General features: G+C 64.0%; 11 protein-coding genes. All 11 read left to right on the forward strand.

Annotation, left to right across the window (positions count from 1 at the left end; genetic code table 11):
* Window positions 1-92: 92 nt before the first annotated feature.
* The 11 genes from QRN34_RS00635 to QRN34_RS00685 all read left to right on the forward strand — a co-directional run bounded on the left by QRN34_RS00635 (window position 93) and on the right by QRN34_RS00685 (window position 14,920).
* Entirely contained in the window at window positions 93-1,670 is a 1,578-nt protein-coding gene (locus tag QRN34_RS00635) for a portal protein (protein WP_285401062.1), read from the forward strand.
* Window positions 1,660-1,923, forward strand: coding sequence for a hypothetical protein (locus QRN34_RS00640; protein WP_285401064.1), 264 nt, complete (start codon window positions 1,660-1,662; stop codon window positions 1,921-1,923). The genes QRN34_RS00635 and QRN34_RS00640 overlap by 11 nt, the downstream gene beginning before the upstream one ends.
* Before the next feature lie 5 nt (window positions 1,924-1,928).
* Window positions 1,929-2,675, forward strand: coding sequence for a hypothetical protein (locus QRN34_RS00645; protein WP_285401071.1), 747 nt, complete (start codon window positions 1,929-1,931; stop codon window positions 2,673-2,675).
* 136 nt (window positions 2,676-2,811) lie between these two features.
* The gene (locus QRN34_RS00650) at window positions 2,812-3,759 is read left to right on the forward strand and encodes a phage capsid protein (RefSeq protein WP_285401072.1); all 948 of its coding nucleotides are present in this window, start codon (window positions 2,812-2,814) and stop codon (window positions 3,757-3,759) included.
* Between the two features lie 58 nt (window positions 3,760-3,817).
* Window positions 3,818-4,402 carry a hypothetical protein gene (locus QRN34_RS00655; RefSeq protein ID WP_285401074.1) on the forward strand — a complete coding sequence of 195 codons (585 nt, stop codon included), beginning with the start codon at window positions 3,818-3,820 and terminating at the stop codon, window positions 4,400-4,402.
* A 62-nt stretch (window positions 4,403-4,464) separates the two neighbouring features.
* Window positions 4,465-6,528, forward strand: coding sequence for a hypothetical protein (locus QRN34_RS00660; RefSeq protein WP_285401076.1), 2,064 nt, complete (start codon window positions 4,465-4,467; stop codon window positions 6,526-6,528).
* Entirely contained in the window at window positions 6,525-6,977 is a 453-nt protein-coding gene (locus QRN34_RS00665; RefSeq protein WP_285401078.1) for a hypothetical protein, read from the forward strand. Before QRN34_RS00660 ends, QRN34_RS00665 begins: the two co-directional genes overlap by 4 nt.
* A complete protein-coding gene (locus tag QRN34_RS00670; protein WP_285401080.1) occupies window positions 6,977-7,432 on the forward strand; it encodes a hypothetical protein in 456 nt (151 codons plus the stop codon). The genes QRN34_RS00665 and QRN34_RS00670 overlap by 1 nt, the downstream gene beginning before the upstream one ends.
* Window positions 7,433-7,443: 11 nt before the next feature.
* Window positions 7,444-9,747: a hypothetical protein gene (locus QRN34_RS00675; RefSeq protein WP_285401082.1), complete on the forward strand. Its 2,304-nt coding sequence runs from the start codon at window positions 7,444-7,446 to the stop codon at window positions 9,745-9,747.
* 12 nt (window positions 9,748-9,759) lie between these two features.
* Window positions 9,760-12,963: a hypothetical protein gene (locus QRN34_RS00680; RefSeq protein WP_285401084.1), complete on the forward strand. Its 3,204-nt coding sequence runs from the start codon at window positions 9,760-9,762 to the stop codon at window positions 12,961-12,963.
* Window positions 12,964-12,976: 13 nt separating this feature from the next.
* The gene (locus QRN34_RS00685; RefSeq protein ID WP_285401086.1) at window positions 12,977-14,920 is read left to right on the forward strand and encodes a phage tail fiber protein; all 1,944 of its coding nucleotides are present in this window, start codon (window positions 12,977-12,979) and stop codon (window positions 14,918-14,920) included.
* The last annotated feature ends 20 nt before the right edge of the window (window positions 14,921-14,940 follow it).

Consider the following 14,940-nt stretch of genomic DNA (forward strand, 5'->3'; position numbering starts at 1 on the left):
CAGGAAAGCGGGACGTCCGGACGCAAGTCCCTCCGGATCGACCTGAACAACTCCGCAACCTCATCCTACGGAAGCAGCCTCGTCATCCCCACTTGAGCCAGTCCGCCCCGCAGACCGTCACCGCAGAAGCCAGTTACCAGCGACTCAAGTCCGACCGTAACGCCGCAGAGTCCCGCGCCAAACAGTGCGCCACTCTGACGCTGCCGACGCTTTACAAGGAAGTCTCGAAGGGTAAATCGAGTTCCTCCCGTACCACCCCCTACCAGGGCACCGGCGCCCGCTGCGTCAACTCGGCGTCCGCGCGGTTCCTCCTCGCGCTCTTCCCGGTCAACGCCAACTTCTTCAAGCTATCCCCGGACGGCATGGACGCGCAGGCGCTCGCCGAACAGGCGGGCATCCAGCAGGGCGAGTTGGAGATGGGCCTCGCTGAGATCGAGCGGACCGTCATCAATGACATCGAGACCTCGGGCATGCGCGGGAAAATCTCCCTGGCGCTGAAGCACCTGGTCGCGACCGGCAACGGCCTCCTCTACATCCCCGACGAGGGGAACGCGAAGTTCTACCCACTGAGCCGCTATGTCGTCGACCGCGACGGCATGGGGAGCGTCCTGGAGATCGTCACGCTGGACAGCATCGCGCCGTCCACCATGGGCGATGAGCTGAAGTCGATCCTCGGGCTGGACAAGAAACAGGGCGCGACCGCCGATACCGGCCCCGAACAGGATGTGGACCTCTACACCCGCATCTACCGCGATAGCGACCTCTGGCAGGTCTTCCAGGAAGTGAACGGCACCGTCGTTCCCGGCTCCGAGGGCTCCTACCCGATCGATGCGTGCCCCTGGATTCCCCTGAGGATTCCCGAAGAGGACGGCGAGGACTACGGCGCTGGCCTGGTCTACGACTACTACGGCGACTTCGACGCCCTGGAGAAGCTCTCCAAGGCCATGCTCAAGGGCGCCGCCGCAGCTGCCAAGGTCCTATGGGCACTCGACGAGAACGCTGCGATCCGCCCGAAGACCATCACGGAGGCCGAGTCCGGCGACGTGCTGCGCTTCCGCGCTGACCAGCTCAAGGCTGTTCAGCAGGACAAGTACGGCGACTTCAACTTCGTCGGCCAGCACATCGACAAGCTCGTTGCCCGCCTGGAGATGGCCTTCGGTGTCCGCACCGCCATCCAGCGCAACGGTGAGCGCGTCACGGCAGAAGAGATTCGCTACCTGGCCCAAGAGCTTGAAGAGGTCCAGGGTGGCGTCTACTCGATCCTTGCCGAAGACCTCCTGCTCCCCCTCGTCCGCCGTCAGATGGACCGGCTCACGCGGCAGCATCGCCTGCCCGAACTCCCTGCCGGCCTCATCAAGCCCCGCATCGTGGTCGGCGTCGCCGCCCTCGGCCGTGGACAGGACATGCGCAAGCTCCTCGATTGGGCCTCCGCAGCCCAGCAGGTCCTTGGTCCCCAGGTCTTCTCCCAGCGCGTCAATGCCGGTGAGCTGATGGCCCGTATGGGCGCCGCCAGCGACCTGAGCATGAAGGGTCTCATCAAGACCGACGACGAGATCGCACAGGAACAGCACGACGCAACGATGCAGCAGGCGGCCATCCGCGCTGCACCCACCATCGCAGGTGCCGCAGTGGCACCACCAACAGCCTCAGGAGACCCGAGTGGCCCGTAAGCAGAACACCGAAGCCCCTGTGGCGGCAGAAACCGACACCGCGACCACCGCGGAGTCCACCGCCACCCCGGCGCCCACGAAGACGGACGAGAACCCCGTCGAAACCGTGCAGGCCCCCGAAGTCACCATCGAGCCCGCCGTGATCCCTGAAGTCCCCCAGGTGACCCAGGCGGAGCCCGAGGCACCCGTCGATCCGCTGGAGCGCTTCAAGAGCGTCACGCCGGAAGGCATCACCATGTACAACTTCCGCTGAGCCCTATGACCGAGAAATCCGAAATCGCGATGACCGTGGACGCGCCTGTCGCCACGGAGACGACGACCGAAACGCTCTATGCGGGCAAGTACAAGACCGTGGAAGAGCTGACCGCTGCCTATGAGGCCCTGACGGCCCCGAAGGTGGAAACGACGGCGACCACCGAAACCACGACGACCGAAGAGGGCACCGAGGGTGGCGAGAAGCCGTCCGTCGAAATCCCCACGGATGAAGTGGCCCAGGAGACGGTCACCAACGCCGGCCTCGACTGGAACGCACTCAACGAAGAGTACGCCACCAGTGGCAAGCTCTCCGACGAGACCTATGCGGCTCTCGAAGCGAAGGGTCTCCCGCGCGGAGAGGTCGACACGTACATCGCCGGTAAGCAGGCCCAGGCCGACGCCTACAACAACGCCGTGTTCGGCACCGCTGGCGGCGAGAAGGAATACGCATCCCTCGTCGAGTGGGCGAAGACCAACCTGACGCAGGCCGAGAAGGTCGAGTTCAACGAAGCGGTCACGTCGGGCAATGCTGCCCGCGCCAAGCTCGCTGTCGAAGCCCTCGCCGGCCGCCACTCCGCCAAGCGCGGTACGCCCCCGGCCAACCTGATGCACGGCCGCAGCGCCTCCCCTGGCGTCGAGCCGTTCAAGTCGCAGGTCGAGGTGACCGAAGCCATGCGGTCCCAGCGTTACAAGAAAGACCCGGCCTTCCGTGCCGAAGTCACCGAGCGCCTCCGCAACTCCTCGTTCTAACCCGCACCGTGCGCGACAACGACACGCAAGGCGGCTAAGCAGTACCCCTCCCGGTCCCCGTAAGGACTCAACTCGCGCCTCGTAAGGGCGCGGGAAGGGAGCCTTTTACCCACCCCAAAGGAAAGCACTACAGAAAATGGCGAACGCCACCCCGAACCGTCTGGGCCAGGTCCAGAACGCAGGTGACGAAAAGGCACTGTTCCTCAAGCAGTACGCGGGCGAAGTTCTCGCTTCGTTCGTTGAAGAGTACAAGCTGGCCGGTCATGTGACCGAGCGCAACATCTCGCACGGCAAGTCCGCTTCGTTCCCGGCCATCGGCACCATCGGTTCCGAGTATCACGTACCGGGCACCGAGATCACCGGCATGAACGTCCAGCACAACGAGGTCATCCTGACCCTCGACCCGATGCTGATCTCGCACGTCTTCATCCCGAACATCGATGAAGCGATGAACCATTACGACGTCCGCAGCGAGTACACCCGCCAGCAGGGCCTCGAACTGGCGAAGCAGCGTCAGCTCAACGAACTGCGTTGCGCCATCCTGGCCGCGCGTCAGACCACCGGCCCGGTCAACGGCCAGCCGGGCGGCCTGATCCTGAAGGACGCCGCCATGGCGACCGACGCGACGAAGCTGGCTGCGGCCATCCGCCAGGTCCGCCAGGCGTTCGACGAGAAGAACGTTCCGGACGAGGACGTCATCGCGGCGCTGAAGCCGGCGCAGTGGTACCTGCTCACGCAGGTCAAGGACCTCGTGGACCGTGACTACAACCCGACTGGCGGCGCTTCGCTGTCGCAGGCTGTGATCGAGTCCGTCGCCCGCATCAAGCTCCTGAAGACCAACTTCTTCCCGAGTGCGGACGATTCGGCCAACGCCGCCCTCCAGGCGAAGTACCGCGCCGACTACAGCAAGTCGGTGTGCTCGGTGTTCCACAAGAGCGCCGTGGGAACGCTGAAGCTGCTGGACCTGGCACTGGAAGACGCCTACGACGTTCGCCGTCAGGGCACCCTGATGCTGTCGAAGTTCGCTCTCGGCCACGGCGCGCTCCGCGCGGCCGGCGCTGCCGAGCTGGTCGTCGGCTCGTAAGCCCCTCAACCCGTCACGTCCCTAACCGGCGTGGCGGGTTTTTTTCCTTTGGAGACCCATGGACATCGCACCCACTACCGAACTTGAGGCAGTCAACGCAGTGCTTCAGGCTGTGGGCGAGACGCCCGTCAACACCCTCGACAACCTGGGGTTCACCGACGCGGCCATCGCGCGTGACACGCTGCGCTCGAAATCGCGCGAGACCCAGTCGAAGGGCTGGTACTTCAACCTCGACTACAGCTACACCTTCACGCCGGCCGCTGACGGCCAGGTCGTGCTTCCGCAGAACATCCTGTCGATCCGCCCTTCCACGTCCGACTCGCGCCGCATTGTGCCGCGCATGGGCAAGCTGTGGAACGCCGATGACAGCACCTACGTATTCAACAACGACTCCCCGCCGATCCTAGAGGTCGTCTGGGGGTTCCCGTTCGAGACCCTTCCCGAAACTGCGCGGCGCTACATCACCGTGCGGGCCGCCACGCAATTCCAGGCGCAGTACCAGGGCTCGGACCAGTCCTACTCGTTCACCAAAGACGACGAGAAGTTCGCCCTCATGGCCCTTCTCGAAGAGCACGCGCTCTACGAGCCGCGCGCCAACATGTTCAACGATGGCGCCGACGTCTCGGAGGTCTTTACGCGCTAATGCCCCTCACCTCTGGAACCATCCCGTCGATGATTGGCGGGGTCTCCCAGCAGGACGCATCCGTGCGCCTGCCCAATCAGATCGAAGAAGCACTGAACTGCAACCTCAGCCCAGCCCGTGGCGCTGGCCCGAGGTCCCCTGCACAGTTCGTCGGAGTCCTCGGCTCCGATATCCCTGACACCGCGTTCTTCCACAGCATCGTTCGCGACTCGCGCGAGAAGTACATCGTGGTCATCTACCCGGGCCGCGTGCGCGTGTTCGACCACGTCACCGGCAAGGAGTACCAGGTCAACGTGGACCAGGCGTCCATGGGCTACCTCTCGACCTCCGAGGAAACCTGGAAGTCCCTGAGGGCCGTCACCATCGACGACTACACGTTCATCGCGAACCGAGACGTCGTCGTACGGATGTCCGCCAAGCTGACCCCCGGATTCGTGTCGGGCTCCGTACAGACCTTCACGGACCTGCCGAAGACCGCCATGAACGGCGCTCCGATCTACGAGGTGCGCGGTGACGCGTCCAACGCCTTCGACAACTACTACGTCCAGTACGAGAGCATGAAGGTGTGGGACGAAGTGGCGAAGCCGGGCACGCCGGGCTTCATGGAGAACGCGACGATGCCCCACGGCCTCAAGCGTATCCCCGACAGCATCAACCCGGACGGGTTCTACTTCTCCTACGGTCCGCTCGAATGGGAGGGCATGTATGCCGGTGATGCGGGTTCGAGCCCGCCGCCGTCCTTCGTGAACCAGCGCATCGGCGACCTCTTCTTTCATCGGGACCGTCTCGGGATCGTAGGGTCGGCCGGGAACGTCGTGATGAGCGAGATCGGGCACTACTACAACTTCTGGCGCACCTCGGTCACCTCCCTGCTCGACAGCGACGTGATCGATGCCAATGCGCCCACGGAGGGCGTCGCGGAGATGCTCCACTGCGTCCCGTACCAGAAGGCACTCATGCTTTTCGCTACGGGCAAGACGTCCCTTTTTCAGCTCACCGCGTCCCCTACGCTCACGCCGAAGACGGTCAAGATCGATCCCGTCACCAATTATCAGGTGTCGACGACGATCAAACCCCTGATCGCGGGAAGCAGCCTCTTCTTCGTGAATGAGAATGCGGGCAAGCCCTGGAGCACGGTGCGCGAATACTTCGTGTCCGACGAGCAGGTCACGCCCGAGGCCGCGAACATCACCGCTCACGTCCCCTCGTACGTGCCTGGCGACACGCGCGCCATGGCCGCCGTCAGCGATGCCGACTACCTCTTGCTGGCCCATGACAACCCGTCAGCCCCCCAGGTGTACGTGCATCAGTTCAAATGGCAGGGCGACGAGAAGCAGCAGTCCGCGTGGCACCCCTGGTCCCTATCGGGCACCGGGAAGGTCGTCCACATGAATGCCATCGGCACCGACCTGTACCTGATCGCCAAGTCACCGGGCGGCGGTGTGGAGCTTCTCCGCATGGACCTCGGTCCCTCGCCGGTCTTCACGGATGTCCGTGACGACTTTGATATCCATCTGGACCGCCGACAGACCATCCGGCCAACGTACCAGGCGTTCGGGAACTACACGGATATCACGGTTCCCGCGATCCTCCCGACCCTTGACGGCCTCTGCGTGGTCAAGACAAAGGATTGGGCGACACCCGGCTCGTACCTCGACATCCGCCAGGGCACCCTGGTGAACGGTGGGCAGACGTTACGGCTCCCCGGTCGATATGACGGTGGGCGGGTGACGGTCGGCTACAAGTACAAGCGGCGCATCACGCTGTCCCAGCAGTTCATGCGGGACCAGAACAACGCCGCGAAGATCATCGGTCGACTCCAGCTCAAGCGGATGACGGTCCGGTTCGCCGACACGTCGACGTTCAAGGTCCGCATCTACCCCAAGGGTCGCCCCGAAGCAATCGACCAGCTCGTGCCTCAGCTCGAATCGACGTTCGCCGGCCGCACTGCGGGCGACGCTGCGTTCCTGCTGGATGCCCCTTCGATCTCCGATGGCAACTACACGTTCCTCGTGGCCTCTCGCTCCGAAGCCGTCAACGTCGCCTTCGAGACTGACTCGCCCTACCCGGCCTGGTTCCAATCGGTCCAGTGGGAAGGTCTCTACACCACCAAGGTACGCATGTGACCATAACCATCCACGCGCCATCGACCGAGGCGCTCGACACCATCGCCTCCCGCATGTGCGCGGAGGATGTGGCCGAGCTGTACGCCTGCGGTTGGTCCTCGCCCCTCAAGGCCCTCCAAGAGTCCGTTGCGGCCAGCAGGGAGTCCTATGTGGCCTATTGGGACGGACAGCCCCAGGCCGCGTTCGGCGTAGCCGACTTCTCGCTCGACACGAACCTCGGGGTTCCCTGGATGCTCTCCACGGGGCCGAGAGGGCGTGTCGCTCGTGAGTTCATCGAAACGTCGCACCAGTTCATCGCCGAGTGGAGCCCGCTCTATTCCGCCCTCTTCAACTTCGTCGATGCACGGCACCTACGCGCCCAGCGCTGGTTGCTGAGCCTCGGCTTTCGGCCGTTCAAAGTCCATGACTTCGAAGGCCATCCCTTCATTGAGTTCGGAAGAATCCCCTAATGTGCGCAATCGCAGCAGTACCGATCATCATGGCGGTTGTGGCGGCAGGCACCGCTGTCTACTCCGCTAACCAGCAGAAGCGCGCGATGGAGGAGACGCTCAAGGTCCAGCAGGAGCAGACCGACGCCGCTGCTCAGGCGCAGACCGACGACCGACTGAAGGCCGCTCGCGAGCAGCGCGCCGCAGCCCGCACGGCATCCGCAGAGTCCGGCGCTTCCGGCAACAGCACCAACGCGATCCTGACGGACATCCTCATGCAGTCCGGACGCGACGTCTCGCGAATCGAGAAGAACCGGGTTAACGGTCAGATCGAGAACACGCAGCAGGCGCGCAGCCGCTCCTCCGAGATCAACGGCCAGCTCATCTCCGGGTTGTCGAGTTCTGCTTCCGCAGCCGCCAATGGGGGCGCGTCGTGGTACGCGAAGACCCACCCCGCAACGATCCCCACTTCATAACAGGAACCCACATGCCTCGGTTCGACACGACACGCATCACCCCGCGACAGCCGGTGGATTCGTCTGCATCACAGAACGTCCCGCTTCAGGTCCAGGCGAGCCAGCGAGATTCGTCCGGCGCGGGTTCGGCGATGTACGCACTGAGCCGAGCGCTGTCGGGCATGTCGAACCAGACCACAGACGTCCTCGACTACGCTGCCCGGCAAAAGAAGCAGAACGACGCCGCCCTTGCCGCACAGTCCGCCAAGGAAGGCAAGGCCAAGGCCGACGAGGCCGCTGTCACAGGTACGGTCGACCACGATTGGCTGGCGACCGCCAACCAATCCCAGCGACAGGCATACGAAGAAACGGACGGCCTCAACGCTGCGAACAGGTTCGAGCAGCAGTTCCAGCCGGAGCTTGCAAAGCTGGAGCCCGGCGCCGACATCGACCAGGTCATGCAGCAGCACGTTGCGACGTTCGTCGAAGAGACCCAGCTCCCCGAGGAATCCCGGAAGGCGTTCATGGTTGCTATGGCGCAGAAGCAGCCGTCGATCAAGGAAGCCTTTCTCAAGCAGTCCATCGCCGAGGGGCAGAAGCGGGAAGAGGAAGGCTATCAGGCGTACCTCGTCGATGGCCTCAGGACCGGCCACATGCTCGACCCGAGCACCCTGGGCGCCTGGCGAGACTATGGTCTCCAGAAGGGCCTCACCGAGGACCAGATCGAGCACTCGGCGGTCACCGCCCTCAAGGCCGCCATGGCCTCCGGCGACATCGACCTCACGAAGGGCAAGGCCCTCCTTGAGACCCCGATGGCGCCCGGCAGGACGCCCCTGGCTTCCATCCCGGAGCACGCTGAGGAACTGCGCAACGCAGCCAGCGTGGGCCAGCACATCCAGGACGAGCGCGCCCAGAAGGCCCGTTACGACCAGGAGGTTGCTGAGACCGTCCAGATCGACGCTCTCGCGGACAAGGGCATCCTCGGCGCAGCGCGCGCCACCGCGTGGGGCAAGGCGAATGACAAGTCCGCTGCCGAGGTCGCCGCCAAGATTCGCCAGTCTGCCGAAGCACGCGAGCGGTTAGCGGAGAAGGCCCAGAAGGCGGCCGAGCAGCGCCGGGCCGACTTGGCCTGGATGAACCATGATGCCCTGCGCGAGCAAGCTTCCGGCATCAAGCCCGAGGATGTCTCGAAGGCCGGCGACCGCGCACTCACGGCGGCCCTGCAGAAGGGCGAGACGAGCCCCGACGTCATGAAAGTGCTGGAGCACTCAGCCCGCACGGGCGCCCCGATCCCGGCCCTGAAGACGCTCCTCGGCAGTATCGACGAGAACGACCCGAGCCGCGCGGAACGCTACGTCGGCATCTTCGAACACATGCAGAACATCTCGCCCTCGTGGGCCGCACAGCAGGTGGACGACAAGACCCTTGCCCGAATCACGCAGTACCAGCAGGCGCGCGCCCTCGGCGCCACAGGAACGCAGGCGTGGTCCCAGGTGAAGATGGGTAGCAACTTGGACACCGAGACGATCAACAAGAACGTCAGCGAGGCTATGAAGGCTGTCGATAAGGCGAAGCCGAAAGACTTCGATGCTCCGCACTTCTGGCAGTCGGACACGCCCATCGCCAACATCACGGAGATGGATGCGGCCTATCGCCTCCGCGTACGGAACATGGTGCAGCAGGGTATCCCGCCCGAGGTTGCCGCCAAGACCGCCATCGAGCGCGTGAAGGCCGAATACGTCCGGGTGGGTGACCGTCTGGTCCGCTCATACGGCACGGGCGACGGCGTCGAGACTCAAACCAGCGACGCCATGACCGAAGCAAGCGTTATGTGGAAGGACCGCCTCGTCGCGCAGAACGTCGTCGGTAAGGATGACCCCGTCTGGTTTGTCCCTGTGCCCGGCTCGCCCGACAAGTGGCGTCTCAAATACTTCGCAGCCGGGGGCGTGCCTCTCGACGTCACGCACGAGATTACCGTCGATGGACCTGACGGCAAGCCGCAGAAGAAGACCGCATTCGTCGATGTCATCCCCTCGGCCACCCGAGAGAACTACTCGGCATGGAAGAAGCAGGAAGACGAGAAGCGCGTTCGCAATGCACAGGCGTTCACCACCTTCGGTCAACCCGACGAAGAACTGACTGCCGAGGCTGCAAAGCGCCTCCAGGTGAAACTCGGCCAGCAGGCCACGTCGATCAAGCCGGGGGACACCTCAGGTTACGCACTCGACCCTGCGAACCGAAAGCGTGCCGAGGGAGCCGCAAAGCTCCAGCAGTACGTGCAAGACCCGACCAACCACGTTCAGTCCTTCGCGGACTTCATCACCTCACAGCATTAAGGAGCGCCACCAGTGGACACTCTACCGAGCATCTATGCTCAGGACGGCGAATACGTCCGGCCAGTACCGTCCGCTGGTGCAACGGTCCTTGAGGGCCAGGCACGCACGGCTGCGACCAAGGCCCAGGAGGTCAAGGACAAGACCACGTTCGGCGACCTCATCGGTGCCAAGATCGTCCAAGGTCCCATCGCGTGGGCCGACCGAGCCCTCGAAGAACGGGGAGTACCCAGGGACGAGAACTTCTACGGCGACGCACTGAAGCCGTACATCGAGAAGTGGCGGGCCAGCGGCCTGGACAATCAGACGGAGCTGCTGGAGCGCGCACAATCCGGCGAACACGCCGATCTTCTGATGTCGTACGCCATGCAGAACAAGATGGCCCAGGAAGACTCCGCGCAATACGGACTTCTCGGAAACGCAGCGGCGGGCCTGCTCGACCCCTCGATGTACGCTATCGGCGCCCTCTCGGGTGGCTTGGGTTACGGCGCGAAGGCAACCTCCCTGGTGAACGGTATTCGTTCGGGCCTGATCGCGGGCGCCACTGGCGTGGGCACGGAGCTGCTGGCATCGCAGTACGACCCTGAGATCGACACGGCCCAGGTTGTCAGCGCAGGCGCTTTCCAGTTCCTAGCGGGCGGCGTGTTCGGCTTCCGTAGCGGCGAGCTGGCTGAGGCCGCAGCAGGAACCAACAAGATCGTCAGGGAAGCGCAGGCCACCAAGGGTGCCGCTCAGGATGCCTCGGACTCGATGGGCGCTGCACGCGTCGATGGCTCCGTCGTCAGCAATCTGGACGGTCCCGCTGTGGGAACGCCCGAGTGGCAGCAGAAGGTCATCGACGACGCCTACGCGAACGCAGGGACCAAGTCGGCCTTCAGCAAGGTCCGACGCGATATCGCTGGCCGCCTCGGTAGCAGCAAGTCCGCTGTGCTCCGTGACGTGTCCCGAAAGCTCCTGAAGGATAGCGTCGGCTACGCGGATCGAAACGCTGCTGTGAAGTTCACGGCGAGCGAAGAGTCCGCGCTTCTCGACCAGGCCGTGCACGGCGAGTACCGCACTGCGGTTGAACAGGAGTGGGCCAAGTTCGCACAGAAGACCGGCGTACGCGGTGACGCTGCTCGGCAAAACTTCAACGAGTCGGTGGGCTACTACATCCGTGGTGTCGCCCAGGATATGGAGCCCGAAGTAGCCGCGTCCGCTCAGCGGGTGCAGAAGACGTTCCAGCGTATGGCCGACGAACTGCGGGCCAACGGTGTCCCCGGCTTCGAACAGCCCTTCGACGGCAATGGCTACCTCCCGCGCATCTTCAGTGCCAAGGGCTACACCGACCTCAACTCGACCAAGGGCCTCTCATTCGAGAACCTCCGCGAGAACCTCGTGAAGCCTGCGATGCGCAGCGCTTGGGTCAAGAACCTCGGCCAAGGCGAGACGATCAACGAAGACCTCCTCAACGCCGTGAGCGAAGCTTGGCTCAAGCGCGGTTACGAGAAGGCCATGGGCGGTCCCTCCGATCTCCATGGCACCCTTGCTGCCGCTGACGCCACGAGCGTACGCGAACTGCTTCAGGAGGCCGGCGTGACTGCGCAGAAGATCGATGCACTGGTCGGGAAGCTGGAGAAGGATGCTGGCGAGCGTGCCCTGCATGCGCGCGCCAAGAGCCGTATCGACCTCGACGAGTCCTATGGGGCTACGCTCACGGACGAGCTGGGCAACACCCACCAGGTGCACATCGCCGACCTGCTGGAGAACAACGTCGATAACCTCGTGCCTGACTACATCCGCGAGATGTCAGGATGGGCGGCGCTCAAGAAGCACGCGAACATCGGCACCCAGGCGGAGCTTGACCGCTACAAGCAGTTCGTCCTCTCTCAGAGTAAGCAGGCCGGCGACAGCGACCTGACCCGCGCCCTCGATATCACCTTCAACTCCATCCTTGGCCGGTCGACCTCAGACGCCCCGAACTCTGCCTGGACTCGCGGCTCGCGCCTGATCCGGTCGCAGAACTTCATGACCACGATGGGCCAGGTCGGATTCACCATGCTGGAAGGCGTTGGTTCCGTTCTCGGCGCCGTAGGGACGCGCAACGCGTTCAAGGCGGCACCCGCCGCGATCAACATGGTCCGCAAGATGCGTATGGGCAACTTCGATCACGAAGAGGCCGCCTGGCTCGCCGACATCACTGGCCTCGGGACGGACTTCGTCCGGAACCAGCCCTACCTCCGCCTCGACGCGGTGGGCGAGTCTGTGTGGCGTAACGACACCGCCGTGGGCCGTGGCCTGAACAAGCTCGACCGAGGCATGCAGTACGGCCAGCGTTACATGAGCGTGGTGTCCGGCATCGCCCCCATGCAGCAGTTCCTACAGGGCTTCGCGGGCGTGGGCATCGCCGCGCGCCTGGTCCAGCTCGCCAACAAGGAAGGCATCTCGGCCAGCATGGTCCGCCGCCTCCGCGCTGGCGGCCTCGACGCCAAGGACCAGGCCACCCTCTTCGCACGCCTCAAGGGCCTGAAGAGCGTCCATGACATCGCCAAGGGCTGGGGCTCGTGGACAGCGGACGAGAAGCGTCTCATGGCCCTGTTCGTGAACCGCAACGCCAAGCGCACCATCGGCGAAGGCGGTGTCGGCGACTCGGTCCAGCTCATGCACTCAGCGACCGGCCGCATCTTCACGCAGTTCCGCACGTTCATGACGAACTCCTACACGTCCGTAATGCTCCACGGCCTGCACATGCGGGACTGGCAGACGGCGCAGATGTGGATGGGGTCGACCCTGTTCGCAGGCATCGGCATGGCGGCGCGCAACTACTTGAACACGACGGGTGACCCCGAGAAGCGGGAGAAGCTCATGCAGTGGGACGAACTGGCTAAGCAGGCGTTCCAGCAATCGAGCTACTCGTCGATCCTGCCGTTCATGACGGACACCATCGCGCACGACCTGGGCGTCAAGCAGGCCCTAGGTGGCGACGACACCCCGATCTTCGCCTACGGGCGCTCAACGGGACTCGACTCGGGTGTCCAGGGCATCCCCACCCTGGCAACCGGGCGGGCTCTCTGGAGCCTCCCGAAGACCCTGGTGGCCGCCCTCGATCCCAAGCAGCACGTCACATCGAAGCAAGCGCGGGACGCAATGTCCCTGCTCTGGTTCCAGAACGTCACTGGCGTTCGCAACGGGCTCTCATGGGCCGCCAAGCAACTTCCGGAGGGTGACCTCCCCAACTAACCCCAGGAGGTCCATGCAGCCCCTAGCGCGTGGCTACTCGTTCGTCATGTACTTGGCGAGCGACGGTGCCACCTACACCGTCCCCTTCCCCTACCTGCACCTTGAAGACCTCAGGGTGTTTGCAGGGGACGTGGGGGACGCCGTGGAGCAGCCGATCAAATGGCTCTCCCCTACCGAATTCCAAGTCACCTCGAAGCTGCCCGAGCAGATTCTAGTGACCGCTCGCCGTTTCACCCGGCGCGATGACCTTCTCACCGTCTTCCACGACGGAGGTCAGCTACCCGCGTCCGACATGAACGTGAATTCGAAGCAGCTCCTCTACATCATGCAGGAGCAGCTCGACTTCGGCACGTACGGCGGCAGCGGTCTCCCCGGAGGCGGCTCCGGCTGGCCGATGCCTGACGGATCGACGCCCAATCCAGCCATCACCCAGATCATCGACGCTGTCATGCAGTCGCCGATCATGAAGCTCCTGCTGGAGCGTATCGAGCCCATCGACTCCACGGCTGAGACGCTGCTCGACGAAATCCTCCGCAGCGACCAGCGGTTCAACGAGCGTCGAAAGGTCGAGAAGCGAGTGGCCCTGGCCGAGACCGACATCACCACGCTCGTGACCGATACGTCCTCCATGGCCCAGCAGATTACCGAGCTGTACGCACAGCACGACGACACGGCCGCTCAGATCGTCGATGTCCGCCAGGTTATCGCCACGGAGACCGAAGCGCGCGCCACGGCCATTACGCAGGTCAACGCCGCCATCGGTGGCGCCGAGTCCCGTATCACCGACGTGCGCCAGGCGGTCACTACCGAGACCGAAGCACGCGCGCAGGCGATCACGAAGCTCTCCTCGGACTTCAAGGCGGCAGACGACAACGTCACCAAGGCGATCTCACAGACCCTCACGACCACCTACGCGACCAAGGACTACGCGAAGACCATCTCGACCCAGCAGGTCGAAGCATGGGCATCCGGGTCGTTCGCCATTCTCCAGAACCGCTTCGAAGCATTCGTGGACGGTACCGCCGATCCCACGGGGAACCCGAAGTGGCAAGCGAACTGGTCGCTGAAGATCGACGCTGGGCGCATCAATGGCGTCCCCGTCATCGCTGGGATCGGCCTCGGCGCATCGTCCCAAGGCGGAAGCACCTTTACCGTGCTCGCCGACCGATTCGCCTTCGCATCCCCTCGGGGCGGAGGAGTCGTGAGCTTCCCCTTCGTCGCCGGTCGAGTCGGAGGCGTGGACACCGTAGGCATCACGGGCCAGCTTATCGTCGATGGCTCCATCTCAGCCCAGAAGATCACCACGAACTCCCTATCGGCCATCTCGGCCAACATGGGTACCGTCAACGGCGGCATCTTCCGAACGTACCAGCTCGACGCCTACGGGAACGTCATCGATCCCAACGAGTTCCGTGTGGAGATCACGAACAACCCGAACGACCCCTGGCCGTTCTGGATCGGCGCAGGCGTCAAGAACGCCAACAACGCCGTCGTCTGGTTTGATCGGAACGGCAACGCCGCATTCAACGGCACGATCCGCGCCCAGAACATGATCGACCAGCTCCAGTCCACAGCCACCGCGTCGTGGACCGGAGACCTCACCGCGTCGGGTGGTGGCGTTGCGGTGCAGTTCGACCTCCCTGCCACTACGCGATTGGGACAACAGCACCTCCCGGTAATCCACGTCGAGTGCAAGATCAACAACACGTCCGGTAGCCCTTCCACAGGCGGCATCTACCTGGAGAGGTTCGCGGGCGGTTCCTGGCAGCAGGTCAAGGTGCACAACCACATCATCGGCGGAGGCGCGACCGACTTCGACTCGATGCTGTCGTTCGACGCCATCGCCACGGGCACGGTCACGTACCGCGTGCGCATCGGTCTCGACCCCTTCTCCAACACGCGGCCTGAGAACTTCCACATCACGCAGGTCACTGCATACGCCTTCGGGCTGAGGTAAACATCGCAACGAATGAGACC

The sequence above is a fragment of the Luteibacter sp. ME-Dv--P-043b genome, from assembly GCF_030209605.1.
In the GTDB taxonomy this organism is placed as follows: Bacteria; Pseudomonadota; Gammaproteobacteria; order Xanthomonadales; family Rhodanobacteraceae; genus Luteibacter.